This is a genomic window from Achromobacter xylosoxidans, from assembly GCF_014490035.1.
GTDB lineage: Bacteria > Pseudomonadota > Gammaproteobacteria > Burkholderiales > Burkholderiaceae_B > Achromobacter > Achromobacter bronchisepticus_A.
Window position 1 is genome coordinate 4,375,603 of the sequence record NZ_CP061008.1, and the last position, 25,977, is coordinate 4,401,579.

Consider the following 25,977-nt stretch of genomic DNA (forward strand, 5'->3'; position numbering starts at 1 on the left):
TCGTCGCAAACCTTTGAGTATTCTCCGAAGCGTCATGCTCACACAGACCGGTCCAGCCAATCAGCTCCGTCCAGGGCGGGGCGCCCTATCGGAAGATGTTTTCCTCTACCCAGTTCTGCGCGAATACTTCCGCGCGATCGCGTGCTTCGTCCAACGAAGCGCAGTTGCCCAAGTGGGAAAACGCGGCATCCACTTCGGTGCCGCCCTCGGCCGTAACCGTCAGCAGTACGCCATATCCGCCGGTATCCATGGCCGCTGTGGAAACGTCGATCAGAACTTCCTGGTCACGATGCTGCATGTGCTACCTCCCAGTCGGTTACCTAAACGCGTGAACCACGCGTGACGTTGCGGGGGCAGAATCCCCGCGCAAATGAATAGACCTGCAAACGTCACGCAAGTTCATCTTACTGGCGACTCGTGGCCTGCGATACGTCGAAAAGCAGCCAAATCGCGCATTCCGTCTCAGGAAATTCCCGTAGCACGGCCCTAGTAGTCGCGAACTCGCGAAATACTGCGAAAACATTCGCAAATTGTGTGGAAATTCCCGCACCAAACGGTCAAGACGCAGCGAAACGCGGAGAGCGGCCCCGGGCCGCTGCTGTCGACATAATCGGATTTCGCGGGTCAGCGCAAGTGGATGGCGCCTGGCTCTTCCATGCGCAGGGCGAGCTTGCCCTTCTCGGTGATGAGCCAGCGGCCGTCGGCGTCGGCTGCAATGCAACGCAGCGTCTCCAGCGCCTGCGCGACGTGCGCGGGCACTTCGGTCTGGACGGCGCCGGGCGCGCAATTGTCGGCCACGATGCGCAGCCAATGTCCCAACTCGCCTTTCTCGAAACGGTGCAATGCCATGCGGTGATTCTCTCTTGAATACCCAACGATAGCATGTCGCCGGTCCCGCCCCGATGACCGGTAAGGGACGCTAGGCAAGCAGCTTGGGCAAGGATGACGCCAGCAGCGCCACGCCCGAAACAGTGAGCAGGCCCAGCACGATGCGGCGAAACGACACGTCGCTGATGCCCACGTACACGCGCGTGCCCCATAAGGTTGGCACCAGCATCGCCGGCACGATCACCGCGAACAGCGGCAGCATGTCGCGCGTCACCACACCGGTGTAGACATAGCTCGCCATCGTCACAACCAGCATCGACAGGTTGAAGTTCTGGATCACCGCGCGCTGTACGTCGCGGTCAAAGCGGCGCAAGGTGCACCACAAGGTAGGAATGACGCCGGTGAATCCGCCTATGCCGCCCATGACGCCGCCCATCGCGCCCACCACCCCATCGGCCAATCGCCCCCCCGCCTTGATGGGAGGCAAGCGCGTCGCGAACAGCATCACTGGGCACCAAACCACCAGCAGCCCGCCCACCAGCGCTTTGAACATCAGCGGATCCAGGTATGGCAACAGCTTGACGCCCAACGGAATCCCCAGCAATCCGCCTGCCACGAAGGGCAGCAGATGCACCGCCGCGAATCCGCGGCGCATGGTAAAGGCGGCCAGCAACTGGCCAGTCAGCGAGCCGAACACCACCATGGCGGCAGCGAGTTTCGGATCTATCGTCCAGGCCCAGAACGACATGGCCACCATGCCGAAGCCGAAGCCCGAGAGGCCCTGCACGAACCCGGCGGCCATGGCGCCCGCCGCGACCAGCACATATAAGGAATCCATACCCGCCGCATGCCTGCAAGAGAAGCCGGAACGGTTCCGGCGCTCGACATTCTAGACCGCATCGCTGGCCGGTTTCGCGGCGGCGGCGTGCAGGCGGACTACGAAGCGCGCAGCGCCAAAGGCCGCTTCAGGCGCGTCGCCGCCGCCGACGCCGCCACGCTGGCGCCGATCAGGGCCAGGCCCAGCGTCAGGTCGGCCGAGATGCGCTCCTGGAATACCAGCGAGGACACGATCAGCCCGATCACCGGCACGCACAGCATGGCGATCGAGGTCGCCACCGGCGGCATCTTCTGCGTCATACCCAGCACCACAATAAAGGTCAGCGCGGTAGCCAGCGGGCCGGTGTACAGGATCACCGGCCATGCCTCGGGCTGCGCCAGGAAGACGGGCGCGCCATCGCGCATCCACGCCAGCGCGGCCAGCGGCAGCGCCGCGATGGCGGTCTGCCAGGGAATCATGTCCGCGCCCAGGCGGATATGCCGGTAGCCGCGCAGCTGGATGATGTTGCAGGCCCATGCAAAGGACGCGCCCAGCAGCATCGCCAGGCCGACCACCGTGTGCGCCTGCCAGGGGCTGAACGCGGGCGCGACGATGACGGCGATGCCGGCATAGCTCAGCGCCGTCGCGAGCCATTGCGCCATCGACAGGCGTTCCTTCAGGATCAGCGAGGACAGCGGAATGACCCAGATGGAAGTGGCGTAGGCGATCACGGACGCGCGCCCCGGCGCCACGTATTGCATCGCCCACAGCGCCAGCGCCGTGAACGCGCCCATCTGCAGCAACGCCACGCCGGCCACCAGCGGCATTTCCTGCCGCGTGGGCAGGCGCAGGCGGCCCAGCATGCCCAGCACCAGCGCGCTGATCAGCGCGGCCGAGCCGAAGCGGCTGGCGGCCAGCCAGAGCGGGCTCATGTGCGTCAGCCCCAGCTTCATGACGGGCCAATTGCCGCCCCAGATGGCTACCGCGCCGACCAGCGGCAAAAACCTGCCCAACGTGCTCTGCTGACTCATTACTGCCCAATCTACTGCTTGAATATTCCGCGCTTTGGCACAATTGCCAAACGATGGAATAGTCTATAGGGTTAACCCCAGCATATTTCACTGCATTCAAGGGCGATACCCGTCATACTCAGCACAGATGAATTGCTGAATGACCATACCTGGGTGACTTATGCCGGAAATCAACCTGGATGCCACCGACATCCGTATCCTCAACGAACTCCAACGCGATGCGCGGCTGACCAATGTCGAGCTCGCCGCGCGCGTGAACCTGTCCGCCTCGCCCTGTCTGGCGCGCGTGCGCCGGCTCGAAACCGAGGGCCTGATCGACCGCCGCGTCACCTTGCTCAATGCCCGCAAGCTGGGCCTGAAGGTCAACGTGTTCATCCAGATCTCGCTGGACAAGCAGCGCAAGGCGGCGCTGGACGTGTTCGAACGCGAGATCGCGGTCCTGCCGGAAATCATGGAGTGCTACCTCATGTCAGGCGACGCCGACTACCTCATACGCGCCCTGGTGCCCGACGTGGACGCACTGGAGCGGCTGATCGTCGAACACATCACCCGCATCCCCGGCGTAGCCAGCATCCGTTCCAGCTTTGCCTTGAAGCAGGTGCTGTACACCACTGCCGTCCCGCTCGCGTGAGGCCTGCGGCGGCAACTTGCGGGATCCGCGATGCCCCTCCACAATGAAAGCGCCGCGCCCCGCGCCGGCGCCCCTCCCATCGCCTAGCAAGGAGAACACCATGCCTGAAACCGACTGGTTCCCCGGCGGCACGCTACCCGATCGTCAGGGCTACTTCGAAGTGGAATTCGAAACGGGTCAAACCGAAATCACACGCTACGGCCTGCTCGGCTGGGAGCCCGAGCAGGATCGCGGCCGCATCAAACGCTGGCGCGGCCTGGACCCGGACATCGAAGCTGCCGAAATGCAGCGCGAGAGTTCGGTGCGCAACAACGGCGATACGCTCATGGGCTGAAGCGCCGGCTGCCGCGCCAAACAAAAACGCCGCGGAGACCATCCGCGGCGTTTTGCTTGGCAGGCAGCTCAAAGATCCAGTTTGGAGATCTTGGTGCCAGCCAGGGACACGCCTGCCATCAGGCCGCCGTTGTTCATCACGAAACCGACAATGGGCTGCTGCGCCGTGTTGGTGTCGATGCGGCCATTGGCGCCAACGTTGACGACCGCGACCGTCGCGTCGGCGCCCACGGTCCAGCCGCTGCTGTTGCGGAACTTGGCAAGCGCCTCGTCCGTCATGAACAACAGCACCATCGCCTTGGACTGCGCGCCCGCCTGGAAGCCGACGGAACCCGCCGTGGTGCTGTAGTAGCCAGCGGTGGAGCTGCCCACGCGCAGCACGCCCTTGCCATGTTCGGCGCCGATGATGAAGCTGCCGCTCAACACATCGGGAAAGATCAGCACGCCCCGGGCGCGCGCGACCAGTTCCCTGGACTGCGGCGAGGCTTGATAGAGCTTGCCCAAGGTGGCGTCGGCCGCACTGTTCAGCGATTGGCGCTGTTCAGTCGCGGTTGCCGAGGATTTGGGACTGGTGGTGGTGCAGCCGGTAAACATCAGGCCGGCCACACCGATCGCCGCGGCGGCCAGGCCAGCGCGGCGCAAGACAGGAAAAGTATCAAACATGGAACTCTCCTTTGTTGTTGTCACCCTACACCAATGTACCGGGCAAATCCGCCAGCGCAAAGCATGCGATTGTGTGAAAAGAAACAAAAACCTGCCTGCCGCCGCGGGTCGGGCCCGCCGCTACAGGATGCCGTAGCGCGGTTCGCCCGTGGCTTCATCCACCGACACGATGCCGGACAGCACCAGTTCGGCATGGCGTCTGGCCGTCCCGGGATCCTCGAAGGTCACGAAGCGCGGCAGCGACCAGCGGCGCTCGAATTCGCCTGCCACCCTGCGGCATACCGCAACCTCGATCGCCAACATGCCGGTATCCAGCCGGATGACCTGGCATTCCACCTCGAATCCATCAATATGACGCTGTGGCCACGCGCCCATTCCTTGCTCCTCGAAATTGCTTTTCCCGGCCGCAATATGCCAAAAAATTTTTGGCTTGAAAAGCAATGTTTTCAAGGAGTTATGGAGTACTAGAGCAGGTAGTGCGAACGCATCTTGCCGCGCCTCCAAATGGCCGAAAATCGGTCCGAATCCAGGCCTTTGGCACTCGCCGCGCACAACGGTGCGAGCCGCGTCTTTCAGCCGCCCGGCGGGCGAATCCATTGCGCATCCCACAAGCCTTCGCCGCGCTCCAACGCCGCGCCCAAGGCCTGTTTGCTGCGCTGCGCCACCGCCGCAAGCAAGGCATTGCAGACGGAAAAGGCCGCGGTGTAGGAATCGAAAGGCGATGCGCTGGAGCTGCGCGCGATCAGCACGTGGTGTGCCGACGCCACAGCGGGCGCCGACGCCGAATCGGTGATCAGGATCACCTTGCCGCCGCGCTGCCGGAAGTACTGCACCGCCTTGGCCGCGGCAACTGAATAGCGCCTGAAGGTAAACGCCAGCAGCACGTCGGCCTCGTCGATCCAGAGCAGCTGGTCTTCCAGGAACAACGGACCGGCGGCGACCATGGGCCTGACCGAAGGCAGGCACAGGTTCAGGTACAAGGCGACGTGGCTGGCCAGCGGCGCGGCCTGGCGCAGCCCCAGCACGTGCACCCGCCCCTTGCGCTGCGTCAGCAGCCGCACGGCGGCCTCGAAAGCCGCCACGTCGATCGACGCGTAAGTCTCCTTCAGGTTGTGCTGGTCGTGCAGCAAGGCGTTGTGCAGGCAGGCGCGCGGCGACGGCTTGTCGGCGCCCACCGCGTCCGCGCGTTCGCCGGGCGAGGCCAGGCGCGCCGTCACCTCCGCGCGCGCCTCCATCTGCGCCTGCGCATAGCTTTCGTAGCCGAGCTTGGCCAACAGGCGCACCACGGTGGAAGCGCTGGTGCCGACCTGCCTGGCTAGCGCCGTCGCCGATTCCAGCAAGCTCTGCGGATAGCGCGCCTGCATTTCCTCGACCAGCATTTGTTCGCTCTTGCTGAGCTTGCGGCCGTAGCCGGCGATACGTTGGTGCAGGTTCATCCTTGCATGGCCCTAGGTGATAACCCCAAATCTCACAACACACATTGCATCTTATATTGCAGCCTGCAATTTTCATTGCAAATTAGACCAAACCCGCAGACATCACAAGAGAGTTCCATGAAGCATCACCCCCAGGGGCCGTCCATGACCCGCCGCAGCCTGGTCCTGGCCGGCCTGGGCGCCGCCTTGCTGCCGCTGGCCGCGCGCGCCGACGCCTATCCTTCGCGCCCCATCACGCTGGTCGTCCCCTTTCCTGCGGGCGGCTCCGTCGACCTGATCGGCCGGTTGTACGCGGACGCCCTGGGCAAGGCGCTGGGTACCAGCGTCATCATCGAGAACCGCGACGGCGCGGGCGGCGCCATCGGCAGCAAGCGCGTCGCGCGCGCCACGCCGGACGGCTACACCTTGGTCGCGTCCTCGCAAAGCTCGCACCTGGCCAACCCGCTGATGCGCAACGACCTGGGCTACGACCCGATCAAGGACTTCATCTCGATCTCGCAGTTGTCGCGCACGCCCAATGTGCTGGTGACCAACGCCGCCGTGCCGGCCCGCAACCTGGCGGAATTCGTGGCGCTGCTGAAGGCGCGCCCCGACCAGCTGCACTATGCCACCGCGGGCATCGGCAGCATGGGTCAGCTCAACGCCGAACTGCTGAAGAACACCTTGCAGTTGCAGGCCGTGCACGTGCCCTATCGCGGCGGCGCGCCGCTGATCAACGCGCTGCTGTCCGACCAGGCGCAGTTCGCGCTGGACAACCTGGCGCCCTTCCTGCCCCACATCCAGGTCGGCAAGATGCGCGCGCTGGCGGTGGCCGCCCCCAAGCGCCTGGACTCCCTGCCCGACGTGCCGACCTTCGAGGAACTGGGCTATCCCGTGCTCAACTCCATGTCGTGGATCGGCCTGGCCGCGCCCGCCGGCACGCCGCCCGACATCGTCCAGAAGCTGCTGGCCGCCGTGCGCACCGCCGCCACCGAGGATGGCATGCCGCAATCCCTGGAAAAGGCCGGCGCGCTGCCCCCCGAGAACCAGACTCCGCAGCAGTTCACCGCCATGATGTCCGAGCGCCTGGCGTTGTACAAAGACCTGATCGACCGCGCCGGCATCCGTCCTGAATAGGCCCTACTCCCATGAAAAATCCCGCTTTCGAACCCGACACCGCTCCGCTCGAAGTCCTGCCGCGCGATCTCTCGGCCTACCGCGAGGGCAATGTCGGCATTCCCTACGTGCACCGTTTCGAGTCTGGCCGCCCCGGCCCGCACGTGCTGATCAACGCCATCACGCACGGCAACGAAATCTGCGGCATGGTGGCTGCGACCCATCTGCTGGACAGCGGCGTGCGCCCCAAGATCGGCACGCTCACCGTCAGCTTCGCGCACGTCGAAGCCTATGAAGCCTTCGATATCGAAAACCCCTACGAGAACCGCCAGCTCGTCCACAACCTGAACCGCATCTGGTCGGCAGCCATGCTGGACGGCCCGGAAGACAGCCCCGAACTGCGCCGCGCCCGCGAGCTGCGTCCGGTGCTCGACGCTGCAGACTTCGTGCTCGACATCCACTCCACGCGTGCGCCGGTGCAGCCCTTCTGGGTCTACACCGAGATGGACCGCAACACGGCGCTGGCCAGCGCCGTCGGCGTGCCGCAGGTGCATCTGGTGATGCCTCCCGACCTTTTCCCTGGCACCGGCGTCATGGGCTACGGCCGCCATGGCGATCCGCACTCCGACAGCAGCGGATCGCTGGTGGTCGAATGCGGCCAGCACTTCGCGCAATCCGCCGCCGACCTGGCCACGGACGTCACGCTGCGCTTCCTGGCGCACACGGGCCTGATCGACATGCCTGCCGGCACGCCGCCCCCGCCCGCGCCGCAGCGCTACCGCCTGCTCGAAGTGCATATGGTGAAGTCCGAGGACTTCACCTTCACGCGTCCGGTGATCGGCTTCGAGACCTTCGCCAAGGGTGAACTCATCGCCATGAACGGCACCGAGGAAATCCGTTCGCCCTGCGATGACTGCACCATCTTCATGCCCACCCGCATGCCCATCGTGGGCCGCGAAGCGGTATACCTGACCGTGGCGATCTGATCGCTGCCGCGCGCGCCTGGTCCGGTGCCGTCAAAGGTCCGGAATCAGGCGCTTGCCCAGGCTGATGACCTCGTCCTGCTGAAAGCCCAGGGTCGCGTAGAAATCCTTCACCGCGACATTGCCGGACCGGATCAGCAGATTGATCTTGGGGCAGCCCATTTCCAGCAACCTGCGCTCGACTGCCTGCATCAGCGCGGTCGCGTGGCCGCGGCGCTGATGCGCGGGCGAGACCGCCAGGTAGTTGATCCAGGCGCGATGGCCGTCATAGCCGCCCATCAGCGTCGCGACGATCGCGCCGTCCGCCTCTCCTACCAGGAACAGATCCGCCTGCACCGCAAGCTTGCGCTCGATGTCCTTGCGCGGATCGTTCCATGGGCGGGTCAGGCCGCAGTCATGCCACAGCTGGATGATCGCGGCTTCATCGGTCGAATGGTAGGGCCGGATGGCGAGGTCTTGCGCACTCATGCTTCGTTCCTTCAAGGATGGCAACGAAAGCCTTGCGATACGCCTCGACAGCGGGACCAGCCAGAAACAGAAAAGCCACGAGGAGTATCGTGGCTTTCAGGGATAGGCGCCGAGGGTTCGGCGCCTGGACGTGACTGGCCACTCAACGTAAACGTCGAGCGATTCGTCGGCAGGTTGCGCCGGAGATCGGCGCGAAATGCGGTGCGTTCATGCGGTCAGCATACACGAGGCCACGCGGAGCCGCCAGGCTCAAGACACATCAGGCGCCGCCAGCGTACCTTCCATCACCACCACGGCCTCTCCCGCCACACCCGCCCAGACGCCATCTGCGCGCGGTTCGGCGTGGGCCAGCAGCACGCTGGCGCGTCCCATGTCCACGCCCTGTTCCACCCGCAGGCGCAGCGCGCCCGCGCCGCGCAGGGCCGTGCGCAAGGCCGTCATGGCCGCCGTCGCGCTGCCGGTCGCGGGGTCTTCGGTCATGCGACCCGTGAACATGCGAGCCTGGACATCCGCCTGTGCACCCGCGCCCGTATCGGTGGTGTAGGCATAGATGGACTTTGCGCCGTCCAGCGGCAGCAAGGCCGCGTAGCCTGCCGGGTCTGGCACGGCCCGGCGCAAGGCGTCGCGGCTGGCCAATTGCACCACCAGGAAGATCAGGCCTACCGACGCCACCTGCGGCGCATGCGTGGAGGTATCGATGTCCGCAGGCTCCAGGCTCAAGGCCCGCGCGACCGCGGCGGCCGGCGCCTCGCTGGCGCGCGACAGCGGTTGCGGCGCAAGCAGCTGCGCACCGGCCGCGCCGCTTGCGCCCGTGCGCAGCGCAATGCGCACCAGTCCCGCCTCTTCCTCGAACACAAAGGTTTCCGGCACAGTCCGGCCGGAGGCAGCCATTTCTCGGGCCAGCACCACGGCCGTACCGACGTTGGGATGCCCCGCGAACGGCACTTCGCGGTCGGGCGTGAAGATACGCACCCAAGCGGTATGGGCCGGATCCCGCGGCGGCAGCACAAAGCTGGTTTCGGAATAGTTGAACTCGCGCGCGATGCGCTGCATCTGCGCCCCGCTCAGCCCCTGGGCGTCGAACACGACGGCCAGCGGATTGCCGCCGTACGCTTGGCTGGTGAACACATCGGCGGTGACATAACGGTAGCGCATGGAACGTCCTCTCAAACCGCGCGGACTGCGCGGCGACCTGTAAAGTTTGCGGGGCCAGCGTGTGGCCCGCCAGACACAGAGGCGGTGAATCGGGACCGTAACAGCGGGGGGATTTGGCATAGACTATTCCCCAAGACTGGCATGCTTGCCTCTTTCCAGCCACCGGCACATGACGATTTGCTCACGCCCGGAACCCGCCATATGTCCACGGTACGCACCTACTTCGAGAACCGCCTGCCTGCTGGTGAACTTGTCCGCCTGATGCTGGCGCAGGAGCCGTTCTTTCTTGAGAACATCGTCGACATCGATCAAACCGCCGCGGCGATGCAGGCGTTCTGCCATGAACACGGACTGACCGCTCGGGTGCTCAAGCAGCCCTACAACACCGGCATCACGGGTTGGGATCTGGCCAGTTTTCTTCCCGCCTGGATCGGCGCCCTGGGCCTCGGACTGCTTGCAGCCACCGCCCCGGGCAGGCAACGAATGGACGTCACCATCAAATTGCGCAGCAACAGTCTGCTCGAAGTGTGTTTCTCCCGGCCTGCCCCAGGTCCGGGCGCCGCCCTGCCTTGATCTCCGCGGCGCATCGCCCTCCTGTCTTGCATCAACTCGCCCCCACGCAGGCCTAGTACAATGTCCCATATATGGGGATGAAAAAGATGAAAGACAGTGCAAGACCCGCGGGGGCTCTTACCGTCGAAGCGGCGGTACGTCTGGCAGAGAACTGGGCCCGCGCGCATCACGCGGACGCCGATCGAAGCCGGAAGTTCGCCACCCAATGGCATCGGGACACGAGCCCCGACGACAGGCAAGGCGACGTGCTCCTGAGGGATCTCGCCTTCTTTTTCCAGGCCGCATCCAACGACGCCGCTTACTGGCGCTCGGTCGGAGACTTCACCGAGGAAGCCACTGGCCCCTGGGGAGTCCAGGCGCTGAAAGCCTTGGCCGGCTTGAACCTCATCGGCCTGGCGGCGTCCCTTATCCTGTTCGCCGCGCGCGACAGCTCGGCCTTCACGGCGGGCGCAATCAGCGCCTGCGCCTTGTTCCTGGCCGGGCTGCTGCTGGCCTATCCGGCGCTGCGGCTCACCCGCATTTCCCGCTCCACGGCGAACGCCGCCTCGGCCTTGCAGAGCCGCGAAGCGGGCGCCGCGTGGACCTGGGAACAACTGCGCTCCGCCAACGTCGGCAACCCCAACGTCGGCCGCAAGGAACGCAAGATCGCCTTGCGCCTGGCCGTCATCATGGCAGCCACCGCGACGGCGGGCTGCGCGCTGTTGATTGCCACGGTGTGGTTCTAGCGGGCAGCCCAACGTCCAGCTACGCCACTGGCGTAACTGCCCTCCCCGTCGTAAAGAACGACACCAGGTTCCGTATCGCCAGCTCCGCCATCTGGCGGCGAGTCTCGTGCGTGGCGCTGCCGATATGGGGCGCCAGGATCACGTTGGACAGGTGCCGCAGCGGGCTCTCGCCCAACGGCTCGCTTTCGAACACGTCCAGCGCGGCGCCCTGGATGATGCCGTTGGCCAGCGCATGGCACAGGTCGGCCTCGTTGATCACCGAGCCGCGGGCGACGTTGACGACCAGCCCCTCCGGCCCCAGCGCACTCAACACGGCGGCGTCGACGATATGGTGCGTCGCCGCCCCGCCGGGGCACGACAGGACCAGCACGTCCACATGGCTGGCCATGGCAGGCAGAGAATCAAAATGCCGCCACGGCGCCTCCTGGCGCGTGCGGCCGAAGTAGCTGAGGTCCACTTCAAACGGCACGAGCCGCTGGACGATCTCTTTGCCGATGCGCCCTAAACCGACGATGCCGACCTTCCTGCCCGCCAGGCTCGCCCCCAACGGAAAGGGCGAGGCCTCCCACGCGCCCGCGCGCACAAAGCTGTCGGCCGCAGGCAGCTTGCGCAGCAGGGCGAGCAACAGCCCCACCGCCAATTCGGCCACGGCCTTGTTCAACACGTCGGGCGTGTTGGTCACGACGATGTTCTTTTCACGCGCGCGGTCCAGCGCGATGCCGTCGTAGCCGACGCCGTTGGTGGCGATGATGCGCAGCCCAGGCAAACGATCCATCAGCTCGGCGGGAATCCGGTAGTTCGAGCGCGTGACGATGCCGCCGATCGCCTCGGCCTGCGCGGGATCGTTTTGCAGCGCCTCCTCGTCGATCAACGTGAACCTCGAACGGAACTGCGCTTCCACCGACTCGGGAAAAACCCCTACCTTGAGCAGAGGGGGAAACCCGCCGTCCCCCTTGCCGGGGCCATTTGCTGCTGCCTGGCGCGCTTGGGCCAGTTCATGCTCGATCATGGATTTCAACCTCGACGCTATAACATACGGAAAATTGGCGCGATAAGCCTGCAACCATCGCAGCCGGGTTCGTAGCGGTTCGTGCGATCTTCAACCTGAAGTTTCTCCTTTCAGGGCAATAGGCCCATCGCATCATGGACATCAAGTGCATGCAGAGCTTCGTCGCGGTCGTCGAAGCCGGTTCATTCGCCGAAGCGGCGCGCAAGCTCGATCTGACCTCGGCCGCCATCGCCGCGCGCATCAAGGCGTTGGAGATGGACCTGGGCGTGGCGCTGGTCAAGCGCTCCGGGCGTTCGGTGCGGCCGACCGAGAGCGGCATGCGCATCCTCGAAGGCACCAAGGCGGCCATCCGCAATATCCGCGATCTGCGCGCCATGGCCGTCGACGGCGACCAGCCGGGCGAATTCCGCATCGGCTGTTTCGTGTCCGCGTTGACGAACGTGCTGCCGCCGATACTGAAATCGCTGTACCGCAAGCATCCGGACGCCTGCGTCTTCGTCACGCCCGGCGGCTCCATCGACCTGTGCGGCAAGGTGGTCAGCGGCGAACTGGACGCTGCCATCGTGGTGGAACCGCAGTTCGCCGTGCCCAAGAGCTGTCTCTGGCAGCCGTTCATGGAAGAGCCGCTGGTCGTGGTGGCGCCGTCCCATCTTGCGGACCAGGACGCCCACACCCTGCTGTCGACCCAACCCTTCATACGGTATGACCGCAACATCTACGGCGGCCAGTTGGCCGACCGCTATCTGCGCGACCATCAGATCTGGCCCAAGCAGCGGCTGGAAATCGACGGCCTGCTTGCCATCGTCGCGCTGGTGCACGAAGGCCTGGGCGTTGCGCTGATTCCGGACTGGTCGTCCATGTGGAAGTCGCTCGACGTGGCGCGCATCCCGCTGCCCAACCGCGCGCCCGTGCGCCGGAACGGCCTGATCTGGAATACCCGCGGCCATCATGCCAAGATGGCCGCGTCGATTTCCCAGGATGCCCGGACCCTCTTCGGCAATATGGAAGCACGCCGGGCAACGCCATAGCCCTACTTCGACTTGCCCGGCACGCCGCGCAGGAAGTCGAAATCCACGCCCTTGTCGGCCTGGGTCACCGTATCGAGGAAGAGCTTCTTGTAGCCGCGCTCGGCCGTCGGCGGCGTGACTGGCTGCTCCCGGCGGCGGCGGTCCAGCTCTTCGTCCGGCACCAGCAGGGAGATCTCGCGCCGGCTCACGCTCAGGCGTATGCGGTCGCCGTTCCTGACATAGGCCAGCGGCCCGCCTATGGCCGCTTCCGGCGTGACGTGCAGCACGATGGTGCCAAAGGCGGTGCCGCTCATGCGGCCGTCCGAAATCCGGATGATGTCCTTCACCCCCTGCGACGCCAGTTTCTTGGGGATCGGGATGTAGCCCGCCTCCGGCATGCCGGGCGCGCCCTTGGGACCGATGTTCTTCAGCACCAGGATGTCCTGCGGCGTGACGTCCAGATCGGCGGCGTCGATGCGGCCCGCCAGATCTTCGGCGTTCTCGAACACCACGGCGCGGCCTTCGTGCTCCATCAGCCCGGCGTTGGCGGAAGACTGCTTGATGATGGCGCCCTCGGGCGCGAGGTTGCCGGACAGCACCGCTATCCCGCCCTGCGGATAGATCGGGTTCTGCCTGGTCCTGACCACGGTCTGCGGGAACCCCGGCCCCGCGCGCTCGATCTCCTCGCCCAGCGTCCTGCCGGTCACGGTCAGCGCGTCGAGCTTCAACAGCGGCTTGAGTTCGCGCAGCAGCGTGGCCATGCCGCCCGCCTTGTGGAAGTCCTCCATGTAGTGCTGGCCCGACGGTTTCAGGTCCACCAGCACGGGCGTCTCGCGCCCCATGCGGTCCAGCGCCCGCAGATCCAGGTCCAGGCCCAGCCGGCCGGCGATGGCGGTCAGGTGGATGATGCCGTTGGTGGACCCGCCGATGGCCAGCAGCACGCGCATGGCATTCTCGAAGGAATCCGCGGTCAGGATCTTCGAGACCGACAGGCGCTGCCTGGCGATCTCGACGGCCTGTGCGCCGGTGAGTTCAGCGATACGCATTCGGTCCGCCGTGACGGCCGGCGGCGTGGCGCCGCCAGGCACGGTCATGCCCAGCGCTTCGGCGATACAGGCCATGGTGCTTGCCGTGCCCATGACCGAACAGGTGCCCACGCTGGCCACGAGCTGGTTGTTGACGTCTGCGATCTCCTGAGCGTCGATCTCTTCGGCGCGGTACTTGCCCCAGTACCGGCGGCAATCCGTGCATGCGCCCACCCGTTCCGAACGGTGCGAACCCGTCAGCATCGACCCCGTCACCAGCTGGATCGCCGGGATGTCCGCCGACGCGGCCCCCATGAGCTGGGCGGGCACGGTCTTGTCGCATCCGCCTATCAGCACCACCGCATCCATGGGCTGGGCGCGTATCAGCTCCTCTGTGTCCATGGACATGAGGTTGCGCAAGTACATGCTGGTGGGAAAGGAAAAGCTCTCGTGGATGGAGATGGTCGGGAAGTCCATCGGCAGCCCGCCGGCGAACATGATGCCGCGCTTCACGGCCTCCAGCAGCTGCGGCGCGTTGCCGTGACAGGGGTTGTAGGCGCTGCCCGTGTTGGCGATGCCGATCACCGGCCGGTCCAGCGCGCCGTCCGTGTAGCCCGCGCCCTTGATGAAGGCCTTGCGCAGGAACAGCGAAAAGCCGCTGTCGCCATAGCTGGTGAGGCCTTTGCGCAGGCCGCCGGCCTCGCCCTGCGACGCCTCGGTGTTTTTCTTGCTCATCTTGTTCAAGCTGCTTCCAGTTAATTTGCGGTAATGCCGCCGTCGCGGATGACCTTGGCCCACTGCTCGATTTCAGCGTTCAGGCGCGCCTTGGAGGCTTCGACGTCTAACGCGTCGGCGTAGACGCCTTGCTGCAACAGCTGGGCCTTGGCATCGTCCTTGGCCAGCGCCGTGGTCAGCGCCTTGTTGATCTTGGCGACGATGGGAGCCGGCGTGCCGGCCGGCGCCATTACGCCAAAGAGCGAACTGACGTTGAAGCCGCTGAAGCCTTGTTCCTCGGCGGTGGGGATATCCGGCAACATCGAAACGCGCTGCGGCGTCAGCACGGCCAGTGGACGCAACTGGCCGGACTTGATGAAGGAGATCGCGGCGGGCACCGTCTCTGTCATCGTCTCCACCTGGCCGCCGACCAGGTCCGTCATGGCCGGGCCGCTGCCGCGATAGGCCACGTGCACGATGTTGACGCCCGCGATCTGCTTGAAGAGTTCCATCGCCATGCGCTGCGGCGCGCCCGCGCCCGACGAGGCGAAATTGAGTTTTCCGGGATTCGCCTTGGCGTAGCTCACCAGATCGGCCAGCGAGTTGATCGGCAGCTTGGGATTGACCACGGCCACCAGCGGCACGAAACCGACCACTCCGGCGGGCGCGAAGTCCTTGCGCAAATCGTAGGGAATGGTGTCCTTCTCCAGGGTCGCCATGACCGAATGCGAAGTCAGCGCCCCCATCAACAATGTGTAGCCGTCGGGCTGGGCGCGCGCCACTTCGGCCGCTCCGATATTGCCGCCCGCTCCGCCCCGGTTCTCGATCACGACCTGGCCGCCGATCTGTTCGCTCAGGCGCTGGCCGACGATGCGCCCGATCACGTCGGTCGCGCCTCCCGGCGGGTACGGAATGATCAGGCGGATGGGCTTGCCGGGATAGCTATCGGCGCCCTGTGCGTAGGCATGGCCAGGAACGGTGAAGGCGGCTGCCGCGATGAAGGCGGCCACGGCGATGTGAATGCGCTTGCGCGCGGCATTCTTACAGAACATTGTTGTCTCCCGATGCGTTCTTATGGCTTGAAAGCTCTAGGCGCATGTTCGCAAACTCTCGTCTGCGAAAAGAGAAAAAAATTTATGTTCTGTCAAAAAAATCCGTGCGAGTCCTGGGGCGTTCGGATGAGGAAAATCCGGATCGCACTTCGGTATTGTGAAGCAGGGTTCTTGAGCCGCCGGCGTCCGGGCTGCGGGATTCCGATGCTCGCCCCGGTGGGGCTGCGCTTCGGATCCCTCCGCCCGGCCACCGGCTCACGGCATCTGCCCATGAAGGGGGCTGAAGCCAACGCATTAGGCGACTGTCAGCCGAGGTAGCCCGGAGCCATCCGAAGCGCAGCCCCATTGGGGCGAGCATCGGAATGGCGCAGGGCTGCCTTGGCGGCTAAAGAACCCTGACATCCGCAAGCTCGAAGCCCGGTCGCAATCTGCGTCAGGCCAACGCTTCCTCATCCTTCAGTATCTGCATGGCCTTGCCAAGGGCGACCTGGTAGCGCCGCTGCTCCTGGGCGACACGGTCCGGCGTCCATTGATAGAAGCCCTTCAGCGACGGCGACTTGACGCCGATGTTGCCCTGCTCGACCAGCTCGCGCATGAGCGCGCTGGGCCTGTCGTCGGTGCGCAGATGCGGATACATGGTCGCAGCCGCCGCGCAATGGATGTCGATGCCGGCCAGATCCTTCTGCAGCAGCGGGCCGGCCGCGATGTAGCGGAATCCGAAACCGTAGCGCACGGCGGTGTCCACGTCCTCGGCGGACGCGAAGCCTTCCTCGACCAGCGCGATCGCCTCGCGCATCAGCGCGTGCTGGATGCGGTTGGCAAGAAACCCAGGCACGTCGCGCTTGACCTGCACCGGCTTCTTGCCGGTATCGCGCATGATGCGGCTGACTTCCTGGGCCATGGCTTCATCGGTGGCCTCGCCGCGTATCACCTCCACGGCGGGCACCAGATGGGCCGGCATGAAGTAATGCAGGCCCACCATGCGTGCGCGGGTCTGCAAGCCCTCGCCGATGGCGCTGATGGGAAAGCTCGACGAATTGCTGGTCAAGGGAATCGAAGCGGGCGCCAGCTGTTCCAGACGGGCGAACACCGCGCGCTTGGTTTCCAGCAGTTCCGGCACGCACTCGACCACGATGCGGGTATCGCGCCAGTCGATTTCCTCCATGGTCGCGCTGGTGACGATGCGCCCGGCGTCCGCCTGCCCGCCGATCATTTCGCTGGATGCGTTCACGCGCCGCGTCGCCGCCGCCCGCGCCGCCGCGTCGGGCTCCACCAGCCATACGCGCCAGCCGGCCGCATGAAAGCCGGCGGCGACGTCGGCCCCCATGGTGCCCGCGCCCAGCACAATTGCCTGATCCATCTTTTCCGTCCTTTTGGTAGTTGGGGTATGTGGTGTTCAGAGAGCCTGCGCCTGCGGCGCCGGCAGGTACATGGGTTTGCCCGCCACGTCGAGTTCGACGCGCAGGATGCTGGCCGAACTGGACTCGGTGATGTAGAGCGTGCGCCCGCCCTGCCCGCCAAAGGCCACATTGGTGGTGTGCAGCCCTTCCGGAGACTGGATGCGCAGGGCCGGCTGGCCCAGGGGGTCCATGCACCACACCGTGCCCAGGCCCACGTGGGCGATGCACAGCCCTCCCCGGGCATCCAGCGCCAGGCCGTCCGGGCCGCCGCCGCCCGACATCTGGATGAAGGTGCCGACCTTGCCGACCTGGCCGTTGCGCAGCAGCGGCACCTTCCAGATGGCATTGGCCCGCGTCGCCGCCACATACAGCGCGTGCTCGTCCAGATCCATCACCAGGCCGTTGGGGCTGGGGATGCAGTCGAGCAAGCAGTCCAGCTTTCCGTCCGGCCGCAGGCGGAACAAGCGGCCGGTCGGATCCTGCCAGCCGGTCATGCCCTGGTCGGTGAAATAGAGGTCCCCCGCTTGCGAGAAGAACAGGTCGTTAACGCCCTTGAAGCGCTCGATGTTGTAGCGTTCGAGCACCGGACGCACCTCGCGGCGCTCGAGGTCGAACTGCATGATGCCGTGCTTGTAGTCGGCGATGAAAATGCGGCCGTCGCGATGGAACTTCAGGCCGTTGGGCCAGCCGTCGTACTGCACGAGCGGCTCGAACTCGCCGCGCGCGTCGACACGCAGGACGCGGCCGTTGATCACGTCCACGCAATACAACAGGCCGTCCGGCCCGAAGGAAGGCCCTTCCAGCAACGAGCGCGGCGGATTGCCCTGCGGCTGGCTGGCGACCCACTCGTTCAGGTCCTGGCCTTGCCACTTCAGCTCGTCGGGCAGCCGGGCGTATACGCTGGCCTGAATCCTGGGGACGGGATCGTAGAACATGCGGGTCTCCTCTGATTTTCCGGACGGGAATCTATGCCCCGTTTCGAGCAAAATTCTAAGGAGAGCCGAGCATTTAAGGAAATGAAATATATCGAACGTATCTTTCCAAAAAAACGATCGTTGATTTCTGCTGTCCCGAGGTTGCCGCAGCCTTGCCAGCCGGGGTCACGCGCCAACGCGCCGCACGGTAGGCCTCGGCGCACGATACGATGACGCGTCCCCCACTTGTTGCTTGCCGCTACATGCTCCGTATTGCCCTGCGCGCCATTCTCGTCCTTGTCATCGCCAGCGCCGCCTTGGTGCTGCTGCGAGGCACGGGCGGCCCCCAGCTGATCCACAGCGAAGATTCGCAGTTCGGCAAGCTGCTCGTGTTCGAGGAAAACGGCGAGCGCTGCATGAACTTCAACTCCATGCACGACGTCGGCCGCCAGACCTGCATGAGCCTTGCGCATCCCGGGCAGCTGGTGTTTTCGTACACGCGCATGATGATGACCGCGCTCTACATCAATCCCAAGCCGCGCAACATCCTGATCGTCGGATTGGGCGGCGCCACGCTGCAGAAGACCCTGGCCGCGCTCCTGCCCGACACCGTCATCGATACCGTTGAAATCGATCCCGCCGTGGGCAAGGTCGCGGCGCGCTACTTCGGCTATCAGGAAGGCCCCAGGCAACGCCTCTTCCTGGAAGACGGCCGCGCCCACATCGAACGCGCCCATCGCGACGGCCTGCAATACGACATGGTGATGCTGGACGCGTTCGACGTCGACTACATCCCTGAACACCTGATGACGCTGGAGTTCCTGCAGCACGTGCGCGGCATCCTCGCGCCGGGCGGCGTGGCGGTGGCGAACACGTTCACCGAGAGCCAGCTATACGCGCGCGAATCGGCGACCTATGCCGCGGTGTTCGGAGAGTTCTTCAATCTGCAAACAGGCAATCGCGTCATCATGGCGGTCAACGGCGAACTACCCGGCCGCGATCAGCTTGCCCGCAATGCCAAGGCGCTGGATAGCGTCCTCGGGCCGTTGGGCGTCAATGCCAAGGAAACCCTGGACATGTACTCGCGCCGGCAGGCGGTTGCCAACGAAGCGCCGGTCTTGCACGATTGAGCGCACGCGGCGAGTGCTTGCCGCGCGCTCACTTCACCGCGGAGTTGCCGCCATCCGCATAAAGCGCCGACCCCGTCACGAAGCTTGCCATCGGGCTGGCCAGGAACAGCGCCGCCGAGGCGATTTCATCGGCCCGCGCAATCCGCTTCATCGCGTGCAGGCTGGCCGCCCAGTCCTTCTGCTCCTGATTCCCGGCCATCTCGGTGTCCACTCCGCCAGGCAAGAGCGCATTGGCGCGGATGCCTTGCGCGCCGTAGTCCGCCGTAATGCCTTTGACCAAGCCCATCAGCGCGGCTTTCGACGTGCCGTAGGCAGCCATCCCGGGCAGGCCCACGCTCGTCCCCACAAAGCTGGACACGAAGACCAGCGCGCCGCCGCCCCGCTCCAGCATCGCCGGGATCTGATGCCGCGCCCCCAGGAACGCCGCCGTGAGATTGACGCTCAGCGTGTGTTCCCATTCGTCCAGGGCCACTTCCGCAAGCGGCTTGAAGGGCCCGATGGTGCCGGCATTGTTTATCGCGATATCCAGGCCGCCGAACTCGCGCTGCGCGCTCTGCGCCGCCAGTCTGTGCGTGTCCGGCAAGGCGACGTCTCCCGCCGCAACGCAGGCCCGCCCGCCAGCGCTTCTGATCTCATCGGCCACCTGCTCCAGCGGATCACGGCGCCTGGCCGTCAGCACCAGCGCCGCGCCCTCGGCTGCCAGGCGCAACGCCACCGCGCGCCCGATGCCCGAGGACGCGCCCGTCACCAAAGCCACTTTTCCAGCAAGAGATAAAGACATCCACGTCTGCTCCAGGCACATGAACAATGCCTGCATCCTACGAATGCCGGGGCGCCTTGTCCTCCCGTTTATTGCTGCGTTTGCTTATGGCCCCGGTCGCAGGCGCTAGCGCTCGCAACTCCAGTATGGGCAACCAGACCGGCTGATGACCGCCAATGCGAGTTCACCCGGCCGCCGGAGTATCGCCTTCAGGGCTGCTGCCTGCGCCCGCAATTGCGCCGAATCGGTCCGATACATCCCCTTCGTGTCGAGCAGGAAGTTCATCTTCAAACGTGTCTGGCGCGCTGTTTCAGGATCGATCTCAGCGCCGTCTTTTTGAAAGACCGCGCCATAGATCCGGGTTTGAAGTTCGCAGTACTGGTCTGCCGCGGTCAATGCCTCTTGCGCAGCGGCAGCCGTGTAGAGTTTCCGCAACCCTGCGATCTGCGCGTGGCAGCTTTGGTATTGCTGCGGCATGAACCTCGCCAACAAGGCCAGATCCCTGTCGCCGGGTTTCGCGCAACCTCGCAGATCCGGCGTTTGCGATCCGTCGCGCGCAGCGGCGGACAACGCGCCGGCAATGCACTCATCCAGCGACGGAGCCTTCCATAGCGCCTGATCCGAGCCCAGCAACCCCATTTTTCCCAGCGTGCGCCCAAACTGGGCGGCGGCAAGCTGTTCCTGCATGTCGCGGTCATGATTGGCTAGCGTCACCGCAGCCAGCGCCGCGGCGCTGAGCATGCCCGTCGCGGCCAGGACCACCGCCGCCGTCATCGGCCGCAAGCGCTCGCCGTATAGCGCGATACCCGCGAGCAGTGCTCCCGACAGCAAGCCGCCCAGGTGCGCCGCGTTGTCGACGTCGAACGCGAAGCCGGCGCCGAAGGTCAGCACCAGGCTGAACAGCAGATTGCCGGGAGGGATGTGCGGCCGGCCCATGCGCCGGTCATGCAGGCCATAAACGATCGCCGCCCCGAAAATGCCCAGGATCGCGCCGGAAGCCCCGCAGCTCAGGAAAAAATCGTCGCGATGCCATAGCGCCGTAGCCAGGCTGCCGCACAGGCCAGATAGCAGATACACGCCCAGGAACACCCAGGAGCGCATACGCGCCTCCAGAATGATCCCCAGCGACCACAGCGCCAGCATGTTGATTGCCAGATGCAGGAAGCCGACATGCAGGAACATGCTGGTGAACAGGCGCCAGTATTCCCCGGACAAGGTCAAGGCGGGCACGTTTCCGCCCCAATCGATCAGGAACGAGGTTTCGCTCAGGCTCTCGAACGCCCGCGAGTCCAAAAATCCCGCCACGCCGTACACCGCGACATTGCAGGCAATCAGCAGAAGCGTGATCTTGCTGGCGAATATTCTTTTGAGCAGGGACCGGCGTTGGGATAGAGGCATCAGGTAGGCATGTCGAAAAGTGGGCTTTATCTTAACCAAGCCATGCGTAAGGTCGCAGGAGCTCGCGGTGCGCCATATACCGCCGCGGTAAGCGACTCAACCGCCAGCCTTGGTTGCAGGCTTCTCGTTGCTGCATCCTTCGTATTGATATCGGCCCGGCTTGCCGAGCCTCGCCGTAAATGTGCAGGACTCGCCGGAATACGCGTGCGTGGCCTGCACTTTCAGCACATTGCCCGCGACGAGCACGCTCTGCTTGCCCTGCCCGCAACTCCAGAAGGTGGTTGAGAGTTCCGCGAAGGTCTGTTCCGCAATGAGCTTCGCAGGGCGGCCAGAGGGCGCGGAAGCGATCCATTGAATCTGGACGCGGCAGCTGACGTGTTCGAAGCCGACCTCTTCCACGACGATCCGGTACGCGCCCGTAGCCACGCCGTCGGCCCAGCGACCGCCCTGCACCACGCGCGTGGTCGACGCGTCTGCCTGCGTTTCGGCAACGGCGTTGGCCGCCTGTAGCGTCAGCAAAAGGAGCAACGCAAGAGTTCTCATGACTTTCATCCGCAGACCGCCTGGAATAATCAGTGACCATCAAGCGCACCGTCGTTGCGCTGCCGAGCACTTATACCATTCAGCTACGCACCAGATCGTCGTCAATTTGACGACGCAAAAGAAAATCCAATACTCTGCGCCGATGATTACGATAAGAACCTCCCGCCCCGACGAAGGCGCGCGCGCCGTCGAAATCTGGCGCAATGCGGTGGACGCCACGCACGACTTTCTTTCACCCGAGGATCGCCAGGCCATCGACGAGATGGTGTGCGGCTTTCTCCCCCAAGTGCCGCTCTGGCTTGCGGTCGACGCCAACGATTATCCGCAGGCATTCATGCTGATCGACGACGGCCACATGCAGGCGTTGTTCGTCGATCCCGCCTGCCGCGGCACAGGCATCGGCGCCGCGCTGGTGCGGCACGGACTCTCGCTTCATCCCAACATGACGACGGACGTCAATGAACAGAATGGCCAGGCGGTAGGCTTCTATGAGAGGATGGGCTTCAAGCGCACAGGGCGTTCGCCGCTTGATGATCAAGGCAGGCCATACCCGCTGATCCATCTGGCGTATCGAAGCTGATCGGAAGAAAATAAAAGCCACCTGCATCAGGTGGCTTTCTTTTGGCAGGCGCCGATGCATTGGGCTTGCGTTGGTCGCATCGAAAATAGATGCAGCAAAAATGAAAAGGCCGTCAGTGATTTCTCACTAACGGCCTTTGGAACTACTGGTCGGGACGGCGGGATTCGAACTCGCGACCCCTTGCACCCCATGCAAGTGCGCTACCAGGCTGCGCTACGCCCCGAAAGAAAAAGAGTATAGCAGAACAAAAAATTGTTTGCACGCATTCGTGCAAAAAAAGTGCTGAATACTCAAAAAAATTTTCGCGATGCGTTCATCGAGTGCATCAACCGCATGCGCATCGATGATTGCAGCGCGAGGTACTGCTCAATGCAACGCGCGGCATGAGCCGCGCGTTGCAGGTACTGCGTTCAAACAATATTGGGAAAGACGACGCGCCGCGTTCAGGCCGCGGGGCTGGCGTTGCTGGCGCTTGCGCCTGCAGCGTTCGCCGCCGTGCCCAAGGCTTCAGACAGCATCGTCGAGACGTTGCCCAGCTCATTACGCAAGGCCTGCATCTCGGCGCCCGACAGGCGCACTGCCGCATCCTGATCATGCGGCACGTCGCGCGCATCGCCCAGGCGATTGCGCGCGCCGCTGATCGTGAAGCCTTGCTCATACAGCAACGAGCGGATGCGGCGGATCAGCAGCACTTCGTGATGCTGGTAGTAGCGGCGATTGCCGCGCCGCTTCACCGGCTTGAGCTGCGTGAATTCCTGTTCCCAATACCGCAAGACATGAGGCTTGACGCCACACAGGTCGCTGACTTCACCGATGGTGAAGTAACGCTTGGCGGGAATGGGCGGTAAGGTAACGGTGGATTCGGTACGTGTCATAAGGGGATTTTATGCCGCGATGCGTCAGGTGCCGATAACAATTGCCGACAAAGCGTATCACTCCTCGGCGTCGGGTGCTGCGGGCGCTGCCTGCTCCACCACGCTCTTGAGCTTTTGGCTCGCGTGGAAGGTGACCACGCGGCGCGCGGCGATGGGGATGGTTTCGCCGGTCTTGGGATTGCGGCCAGGGCGCGGCGGCTTGTCGCGCACCTGGAAGTTGCCGAAACCGGAGAGCTTGACGGAATCACCGCGCGCCAAGGCGTCGCGGATTTCCTCGAAGAAGGTATCAACGATGTCCTTGGCTTCGCGCTTGTTCAGGCCGACCCGCTCGAAGAGCAGTTCGGCCAGTTCAGCCTTGGTCAGAGTGCGCGGCTCGGCAGCAAGCATACTGTTCCCCATGGTTCAAGCGCGTTGGCGAGCGCCGTGCGCAGCCACCAAGGCTTCCTTGATGCGTGCCAGGCAATCCGCCACGCGGGCCTCGTCCAGCGTGACCTCAGTGTCCTGTAGCCAGAAACGGAAAGCAAGGCTTTTCTCCGAGACGGGCTCGCTGCCTTGGGCCTTCTCGCGCCACACGTCGAACAGGCGCGCGTCCTGCACCACCGACAGCTGCGGGTCCGCCTTGACGGCCGCGGCGACGGTGTCGAGCATGGATTGCGCCGACACATGAGCATCGACCCACAGCGCCAGATCGCGCACCACCACGGGCTGGCGCGAGAGTTCACGCACTTGCGGCAGTTCGCCTTCGGACAGCGCGGCGACGTCCAGTTCGAACACGACAGGCGCGTGCGCCAGGTCGGCTTGTTGCGCCCAGCGCGGATGCAGCTCGCCGATCCAGCCGACATGCCTGCCGTCCAGTTCGATGCGGGCGCCGCGGCCCGGATGCAGAGCGGGATGCGAGGCGGCTTCAAAGCGCAGACGGCTGCCGCGCGCGCCGAACAGCGCCTCGACATCCATCTTCACATCATAGAAGTCCACCTGGCGCGTTGCGGCGCCCCACTGTTCTTCCACGGCCGGCCCCCAGGCCGCGCCCGCCAGTTTCATGGGCTGGCGCACGCCGGCCACTTCCAGCGGACCATCCTGGGCGGACGCATCGCGCATGAATACGCGGCCCAGTTCGAACAGGCGCACGCGCGTCTGCTTGCGATTGGCGTTGTGGCGGATGTTGGCAATCAGGCCGCCGATCAGGCTGGAGCGCATGACCGACAGATGGCTGGCAATCGGGTTGACCAGGCGCACCGGCGTCTCGTTGCCAGCGTAGTCGCGTTCCCAATCGGCTTCGACGAAGCTGTAGTTCACGACTTCCTGGTAGTCCTGCGCGGCGGTGAGGCGGCGCAGCGCGTGGGCGCCACGGCGGATCTCCGGCTGCGAGTACATCTTGGCGCGCGCCATGGGCGGCTCGGCCGGAATGTTTTCAAAACCGTAGATGCGGGCCACTTCCTCGATCAGGTCTTCCTCAAGCTCCAGGTCGAAGCGGTAGGACGGCGGCGTGACGACGAAGTCGTCGCCTTCGATCTTGAAGTCCAGGCCCAGGCTGCCGAAGATCTTGGCGACTTCGGCCTGCGTGACGGGCACGCCCAGCACGCGGTGGCAACGCGCCAGGCGCATGCGCACGGGTTCACGCTTGGGCAGGTTGACGATCTGATCATCCAGCGGGCCGGCTTCGCCGCCGCAGATGTCAATGATCAGGCGCGTGATGAATTCGATGTGCTCGGGGATGGTGGCGTAGTCCACGCCACGCTCGCCGCGGTGGCTGGCTTCCGAGCTGAACTTGTAGCGGCGCGCGCGGCCGGCGAGCGACTGCGGCCACCAGAACGCGGCTTCCAGATAGATGTTGCGGGTATCGAGCGTGACCGAGGTGGCTTCGCCGCCCATGATGCCGGCCAGGCTTTCCACCTGGTCGCCGGCCACTACCACGCCGACCTTGGAGTCCAGCGCAACGGTCTGGCCGTTCAGCAGTTCGAGCGTCTCGCCTTCGCGGGCCCAGCGCACGCTGAGGTCGCCGCGGATCTTGTCCAGGTCGAACACGTGCGAGGGGCGGCCCAGTTCGAGCATGACGTAGTTGGAGATGTCCACCAGCGCCGACACCGAACGTTGGCCGGCGCGCTCCAGGCGCGTCTTCATCCATTCAGGAGTCGCGGCGCGGGCGTTGACGCCGCGGATCACGCGGCCGCCAAAACGGCCGCACAGATCGGGCGCTTCGACCTTGACCGGCAGGCGCTCATCCAGCGTGACGGGCACGGCGACGGCCGTGGGTACCGACAGCGGTGCGCCAGTCAGGGCGGCCACTTCGCGCGCGACGCCCAGGATGGACAGGCAGTCGGCGCGATTGGGCGTCATCTTCAGCGTGAAGAGCGTGTCGTCCAGATCCAGCGCCTCGCGGATCGACTGGCCCGGCGTCATGTCGGCAGGCAGTTCCAACAGGCCCGCATGGTCTTGCGACAGGCCCAGTTCGCGGGCCGAGCACAGCATGCCCGAGGACTGCACGCCGCGCATCTTGGCCACGCCGATCTTCATGCCGCCAGGCAGCTCGGCGCCGACGCGCGCCAGCGGCACCTTCAGGCCGGCAGCCGCGTTGGGCGCGCCGCACACGATCTGCAGCAGTTCGCCGGAGCCGTCGTCCACTTTGCAGACGCGCAGCTTGTCGGCGTCGGGGTGCGGCGCGATTTCGACGATGTGGCCCACGACCACGCCGGTAAAGGCGGGCGCGGCGGGCACGGTGTCTTCGACTTCCAGGCCGGCCATGGTAAGCCGGTGTGCAAGTTCATCGGTGGCGATGGCGGGGTTGACCAGCGTACGCAGCCAGGATTCGGGAAATTGCATGATCAGCCGTCT

The 25,977-nt window shown here is 64.9% G+C and carries 29 protein-coding genes and 1 tRNA gene; 9 read left to right on the plus strand and 21 right to left on the minus strand.

Annotation, left to right across the window (positions count from 1 at the left end; translation table 11 throughout):
• Window positions 1–85: 85 nt before the first annotated feature.
• The 4 genes from IAG39_RS20330 to IAG39_RS20345 all read right to left on the minus strand — a co-directional run bounded on the left by IAG39_RS20330 (window position 86) and on the right by IAG39_RS20345 (window position 2,676).
• Window positions 86–298 (minus strand): hypothetical protein, encoded by a 213-nt coding sequence (locus IAG39_RS20330; protein WP_008159938.1) that lies wholly within the window; start codon window positions 296–298, stop codon window positions 86–88.
• A gap of 326 nt (window positions 299–624) precedes the next feature.
• The gene (locus tag IAG39_RS20335) at window positions 625–849 is read right to left on the minus strand and encodes a hypothetical protein (RefSeq protein ID WP_118933304.1); all 225 of its coding nucleotides are present in this window, start codon (window positions 847–849) and stop codon (window positions 625–627) included.
• A 70-nt stretch (window positions 850–919) separates the two neighbouring features.
• Window positions 920–1,666 (minus strand): sulfite exporter TauE/SafE family protein, encoded by a 747-nt coding sequence (locus tag IAG39_RS20340; protein ID WP_059378404.1) that lies wholly within the window; start codon window positions 1,664–1,666, stop codon window positions 920–922.
• A 98-nt stretch (window positions 1,667–1,764) separates the two neighbouring features.
• On the minus strand, window positions 1,765–2,676 hold the full coding sequence (locus IAG39_RS20345; protein ID WP_118933305.1) for a DMT family transporter: 912 nt from the start codon (window positions 2,674–2,676) through the stop codon (window positions 1,765–1,767).
• A 160-nt stretch (window positions 2,677–2,836) separates the two neighbouring features.
• Here IAG39_RS20345 and IAG39_RS20350 point away from each other — a divergent pair, with 160 nt between their 5' ends.
• Both IAG39_RS20350 and IAG39_RS20355 read left to right on the plus strand, forming a co-directional pair.
• On the plus strand, window positions 2,837–3,307 hold the full coding sequence (locus IAG39_RS20350; protein WP_006226939.1) for an Lrp/AsnC family transcriptional regulator: 471 nt from the start codon (window positions 2,837–2,839) through the stop codon (window positions 3,305–3,307).
• Window positions 3,308–3,407: 100 nt separating this feature from the next.
• On the plus strand, window positions 3,408–3,641 hold the full coding sequence (locus tag IAG39_RS20355) for a hypothetical protein (RefSeq protein ID WP_059378407.1): 234 nt from the start codon (window positions 3,408–3,410) through the stop codon (window positions 3,639–3,641).
• A 68-nt stretch (window positions 3,642–3,709) separates the two neighbouring features.
• On the opposite strand, the gene IAG39_RS20360 is transcribed toward IAG39_RS20355, so the two are convergent.
• The 3 genes from IAG39_RS20360 to IAG39_RS20370 form a co-directional block, all read right to left on the minus strand.
• A complete protein-coding gene (locus tag IAG39_RS20360; protein ID WP_059378409.1) occupies window positions 3,710–4,303 on the minus strand; it encodes a YSC84-related protein in 594 nt (197 codons plus the stop codon).
• 120 nt (window positions 4,304–4,423) lie between these two features.
• Window positions 4,424–4,900 (minus strand): hypothetical protein, encoded by a 477-nt coding sequence (locus IAG39_RS31625; protein WP_223283419.1) that lies wholly within the window; start codon window positions 4,898–4,900, stop codon window positions 4,424–4,426.
• Entirely contained in the window at window positions 4,876–5,739 is an 864-nt protein-coding gene (locus tag IAG39_RS20370; protein ID WP_059378412.1) for a MurR/RpiR family transcriptional regulator, read from the minus strand. The genes IAG39_RS31625 and IAG39_RS20370 overlap by 25 nt, the downstream gene beginning before the upstream one ends.
• Window positions 5,740–5,856: 117 nt before the next feature.
• Between IAG39_RS20370 and IAG39_RS20375 the strand changes: the two genes are divergently transcribed.
• Both IAG39_RS20375 and IAG39_RS20380 read left to right on the plus strand, forming a co-directional pair.
• Window positions 5,857–6,855 carry a Bug family tripartite tricarboxylate transporter substrate binding protein gene (locus tag IAG39_RS20375; RefSeq protein ID WP_118933306.1) on the plus strand — a complete coding sequence of 333 codons (999 nt, stop codon included), beginning with the start codon at window positions 5,857–5,859 and terminating at the stop codon, window positions 6,853–6,855.
• An 11-nt stretch (window positions 6,856–6,866) separates the two neighbouring features.
• Window positions 6,867–7,820 (plus strand): succinylglutamate desuccinylase/aspartoacylase family protein, encoded by a 954-nt coding sequence (locus IAG39_RS20380; RefSeq protein WP_054458229.1) that lies wholly within the window; start codon window positions 6,867–6,869, stop codon window positions 7,818–7,820.
• A gap of 30 nt (window positions 7,821–7,850) precedes the next feature.
• Here the strand turns inward: IAG39_RS20380 and IAG39_RS20385 are convergent, their stop codons facing one another.
• Window positions 7,851–8,285: a GNAT family acetyltransferase gene (locus IAG39_RS20385; protein WP_118933307.1), complete on the minus strand. Its 435-nt coding sequence runs from the start codon at window positions 8,283–8,285 to the stop codon at window positions 7,851–7,853.
• Between the two features lie 249 nt (window positions 8,286–8,534).
• On the minus strand, window positions 8,535–9,440 hold the full coding sequence (locus tag IAG39_RS20390) for a PhzF family phenazine biosynthesis protein (RefSeq protein ID WP_118933308.1): 906 nt from the start codon (window positions 9,438–9,440) through the stop codon (window positions 8,535–8,537).
• A gap of 141 nt (window positions 9,441–9,581) precedes the next feature.
• Between IAG39_RS20390 and IAG39_RS20395 the strand changes: the two genes are divergently transcribed.
• A complete protein-coding gene (locus IAG39_RS20395; protein WP_124260376.1) occupies window positions 9,582–10,013 on the plus strand; it encodes a hypothetical protein in 432 nt (143 codons plus the stop codon).
• An 86-nt stretch (window positions 10,014–10,099) separates the two neighbouring features.
• A complete protein-coding gene (locus IAG39_RS20400) occupies window positions 10,100–10,738 on the plus strand; it encodes a hypothetical protein (protein ID WP_187523997.1) in 639 nt (212 codons plus the stop codon).
• Between the two features lie 19 nt (window positions 10,739–10,757).
• Here the strand turns inward: IAG39_RS20400 and IAG39_RS20405 are convergent, their stop codons facing one another.
• The gene (locus IAG39_RS20405) at window positions 10,758–11,747 is read right to left on the minus strand and encodes a 2-hydroxyacid dehydrogenase (RefSeq protein WP_118933311.1); all 990 of its coding nucleotides are present in this window, start codon (window positions 11,745–11,747) and stop codon (window positions 10,758–10,760) included.
• A 134-nt stretch (window positions 11,748–11,881) separates the two neighbouring features.
• Here IAG39_RS20405 and IAG39_RS20410 point away from each other — a divergent pair, with 134 nt between their 5' ends.
• Window positions 11,882–12,775: a LysR family transcriptional regulator gene (locus IAG39_RS20410; RefSeq protein WP_059378420.1), complete on the plus strand. Its 894-nt coding sequence runs from the start codon at window positions 11,882–11,884 to the stop codon at window positions 12,773–12,775.
• A 2-nt stretch (window positions 12,776–12,777) separates the two neighbouring features.
• Here the strand turns inward: IAG39_RS20410 and IAG39_RS20415 are convergent, their stop codons facing one another.
• The 4 genes from IAG39_RS20415 to IAG39_RS20430 all read right to left on the minus strand — a co-directional run bounded on the left by IAG39_RS20415 (window position 12,778) and on the right by IAG39_RS20430 (window position 17,880).
• The gene (locus IAG39_RS20415; RefSeq protein ID WP_118933336.1) at window positions 12,778–14,514 is read right to left on the minus strand and encodes an IlvD/Edd family dehydratase; all 1,737 of its coding nucleotides are present in this window, start codon (window positions 14,512–14,514) and stop codon (window positions 12,778–12,780) included.
• A gap of 20 nt (window positions 14,515–14,534) precedes the next feature.
• Window positions 14,535–15,545: a Bug family tripartite tricarboxylate transporter substrate binding protein gene (locus IAG39_RS20420; RefSeq protein ID WP_118933312.1), complete on the minus strand. Its 1,011-nt coding sequence runs from the start codon at window positions 15,543–15,545 to the stop codon at window positions 14,535–14,537.
• A 433-nt stretch (window positions 15,546–15,978) separates the two neighbouring features.
• Entirely contained in the window at window positions 15,979–16,905 is a 927-nt protein-coding gene (locus IAG39_RS20425; protein WP_059380538.1) for a 3-hydroxyacyl-CoA dehydrogenase family protein, read from the minus strand.
• 36 nt (window positions 16,906–16,941) lie between these two features.
• Window positions 16,942–17,880, minus strand: coding sequence for an SMP-30/gluconolactonase/LRE family protein (locus IAG39_RS20430; protein ID WP_118933313.1), 939 nt, complete (start codon window positions 17,878–17,880; stop codon window positions 16,942–16,944).
• Between the two features lie 242 nt (window positions 17,881–18,122).
• Between IAG39_RS20430 and IAG39_RS20435 the strand changes: the two genes are divergently transcribed.
• Window positions 18,123–18,989, plus strand: coding sequence for a spermidine synthase (locus IAG39_RS20435; RefSeq protein ID WP_118933314.1), 867 nt, complete (start codon window positions 18,123–18,125; stop codon window positions 18,987–18,989).
• 28 nt (window positions 18,990–19,017) lie between these two features.
• On the opposite strand, the gene IAG39_RS20440 is transcribed toward IAG39_RS20435, so the two are convergent.
• The 3 genes from IAG39_RS20440 to IAG39_RS20450 form a co-directional block, all read right to left on the minus strand.
• A complete protein-coding gene (locus tag IAG39_RS20440) occupies window positions 19,018–19,791 on the minus strand; it encodes an SDR family oxidoreductase (protein ID WP_410469188.1) in 774 nt (257 codons plus the stop codon).
• Window positions 19,792–19,875: 84 nt separating this feature from the next.
• Window positions 19,876–21,186 (minus strand): rhomboid family intramembrane serine protease, encoded by a 1,311-nt coding sequence (locus IAG39_RS20445; protein WP_124260377.1) that lies wholly within the window; start codon window positions 21,184–21,186, stop codon window positions 19,876–19,878.
• Window positions 21,187–21,243: 57 nt separating this feature from the next.
• Window positions 21,244–21,690, minus strand: a complete 447-nt coding sequence (locus tag IAG39_RS20450; RefSeq protein WP_124260378.1) for a hypothetical protein — start codon at window positions 21,688–21,690, stop codon at window positions 21,244–21,246.
• A gap of 142 nt (window positions 21,691–21,832) precedes the next feature.
• Between IAG39_RS20450 and IAG39_RS20455 the strand changes: the two genes are divergently transcribed.
• Complete coding sequence (locus tag IAG39_RS20455) at window positions 21,833–22,270, plus strand: acetyltransferase (protein ID WP_059380533.1); 438 nt, start codon at window positions 21,833–21,835, stop codon at window positions 22,268–22,270.
• A gap of 146 nt (window positions 22,271–22,416) precedes the next feature.
• Here the strand turns inward: IAG39_RS20455 and IAG39_RS20460 are convergent.
• From IAG39_RS20460 to pheT, 4 genes are all read right to left on the minus strand, one after another.
• A tRNA-Pro gene (locus tag IAG39_RS20460) sits at window positions 22,417–22,493 on the minus strand.
• A gap of 220 nt (window positions 22,494–22,713) precedes the next feature.
• Window positions 22,714–23,145: a MerR family transcriptional regulator gene (locus IAG39_RS20465; RefSeq protein WP_059380532.1), complete on the minus strand. Its 432-nt coding sequence runs from the start codon at window positions 23,143–23,145 to the stop codon at window positions 22,714–22,716.
• Between the two features lie 57 nt (window positions 23,146–23,202).
• Window positions 23,203–23,544 (minus strand): integration host factor subunit alpha, encoded by a 342-nt coding sequence (locus IAG39_RS20470; protein ID WP_054458248.1) that lies wholly within the window; start codon window positions 23,542–23,544, stop codon window positions 23,203–23,205.
• A 3-nt stretch (window positions 23,545–23,547) separates the two neighbouring features.
• The gene (gene pheT, locus IAG39_RS20475; RefSeq protein ID WP_118933317.1) at window positions 23,548–25,965 is read right to left on the minus strand and encodes a phenylalanine--tRNA ligase subunit beta; all 2,418 of its coding nucleotides are present in this window, start codon (window positions 25,963–25,965) and stop codon (window positions 23,548–23,550) included.
• Between the last annotated feature and the right edge of the window lie 12 nt (window positions 25,966–25,977).

Bases quoted from the DNA above. Each gene is read 5' to 3' on its own strand.
- IAG39_RS20330 (WP_008159938.1), bottom strand. From the start codon at position 298: ATGCAGCATCGTGACCAGGAAGTTCTGATCGACGTTTCCACAGCGGCC.
- IAG39_RS20440 (WP_410469188.1), bottom strand. From the start codon at position 19,791: ATGTGCCTGGAGCAGACGTGGATGTCTTTATCTCTTGCTGGAAAAGTG.
- IAG39_RS20360 (WP_059378409.1), bottom strand. From the start codon at position 4,303: ATGTTTGATACTTTTCCTGTCTTGCGCCGCGCTGGCCTGGCCGCCGCG.
- IAG39_RS20430 (WP_118933313.1), bottom strand. From the start codon at position 17,880: ATGTTCTACGATCCCGTCCCCAGGATTCAGGCCAGCGTATACGCCCGG.
- IAG39_RS20465 (WP_059380532.1), bottom strand. From the start codon at position 23,145: ATGACACGTACCGAATCCACCGTTACCTTACCGCCCATTCCCGCCAAG.
- IAG39_RS20410 (WP_059378420.1), top strand. From the start codon at position 11,882: ATGGACATCAAGTGCATGCAGAGCTTCGTCGCGGTCGTCGAAGCCGGT.
- IAG39_RS20375 (WP_118933306.1), top strand. From the start codon at position 5,857: ATGAAGCATCACCCCCAGGGGCCGTCCATGACCCGCCGCAGCCTGGTC.
- IAG39_RS20405 (WP_118933311.1), bottom strand. From the start codon at position 11,747: ATGATCGAGCATGAACTGGCCCAAGCGCGCCAGGCAGCAGCAAATGGC.
- IAG39_RS20340 (WP_059378404.1), bottom strand. From the start codon at position 1,666: ATGGATTCCTTATATGTGCTGGTCGCGGCGGGCGCCATGGCCGCCGGG.
- IAG39_RS20355 (WP_059378407.1), top strand. From the start codon at position 3,408: ATGCCTGAAACCGACTGGTTCCCCGGCGGCACGCTACCCGATCGTCAG.
- IAG39_RS20420 (WP_118933312.1), bottom strand. From the start codon at position 15,545: ATGTTCTGTAAGAATGCCGCGCGCAAGCGCATTCACATCGCCGTGGCC.
- pheT (WP_118933317.1), bottom strand. From the start codon at position 25,965: ATGCAATTTCCCGAATCCTGGCTGCGTACGCTGGTCAACCCCGCCATC.
- IAG39_RS20400 (WP_187523997.1), top strand. From the start codon at position 10,100: ATGAAAGACAGTGCAAGACCCGCGGGGGCTCTTACCGTCGAAGCGGCG.
- IAG39_RS20335 (WP_118933304.1), bottom strand. From the start codon at position 849: ATGGCATTGCACCGTTTCGAGAAAGGCGAGTTGGGACATTGGCTGCGC.
- IAG39_RS20450 (WP_124260378.1), bottom strand. From the start codon at position 21,690: ATGAGAACTCTTGCGTTGCTCCTTTTGCTGACGCTACAGGCGGCCAAC.
- IAG39_RS20395 (WP_124260376.1), top strand. From the start codon at position 9,582: ATGCTTGCCTCTTTCCAGCCACCGGCACATGACGATTTGCTCACGCCC.
- IAG39_RS20380 (WP_054458229.1), top strand. From the start codon at position 6,867: ATGAAAAATCCCGCTTTCGAACCCGACACCGCTCCGCTCGAAGTCCTG.
- IAG39_RS20385 (WP_118933307.1), bottom strand. From the start codon at position 8,285: ATGAGTGCGCAAGACCTCGCCATCCGGCCCTACCATTCGACCGATGAA.
- IAG39_RS20425 (WP_059380538.1), bottom strand. From the start codon at position 16,905: ATGGATCAGGCAATTGTGCTGGGCGCGGGCACCATGGGGGCCGACGTC.
- IAG39_RS20370 (WP_059378412.1), bottom strand. From the start codon at position 5,739: ATGAACCTGCACCAACGTATCGCCGGCTACGGCCGCAAGCTCAGCAAG.
- IAG39_RS20415 (WP_118933336.1), bottom strand. From the start codon at position 14,514: ATGAGCAAGAAAAACACCGAGGCGTCGCAGGGCGAGGCCGGCGGCCTG.
- IAG39_RS20345 (WP_118933305.1), bottom strand. From the start codon at position 2,676: ATGAGTCAGCAGAGCACGTTGGGCAGGTTTTTGCCGCTGGTCGGCGCG.
- IAG39_RS20435 (WP_118933314.1), top strand. From the start codon at position 18,123: ATGCTCCGTATTGCCCTGCGCGCCATTCTCGTCCTTGTCATCGCCAGC.
- IAG39_RS20390 (WP_118933308.1), bottom strand. From the start codon at position 9,440: ATGCGCTACCGTTATGTCACCGCCGATGTGTTCACCAGCCAAGCGTAC.
- IAG39_RS20455 (WP_059380533.1), top strand. From the start codon at position 21,833: ATGATTACGATAAGAACCTCCCGCCCCGACGAAGGCGCGCGCGCCGTC.
- IAG39_RS20470 (WP_054458248.1), bottom strand. From the start codon at position 23,544: ATGGGGAACAGTATGCTTGCTGCCGAGCCGCGCACTCTGACCAAGGCT.
- IAG39_RS20350 (WP_006226939.1), top strand. From the start codon at position 2,837: ATGCCGGAAATCAACCTGGATGCCACCGACATCCGTATCCTCAACGAA.
- IAG39_RS31625 (WP_223283419.1), bottom strand. From the start codon at position 4,900: ATGGATTCGCCCGCCGGGCGGCTGAAAGACGCGGCTCGCACCGTTGTG.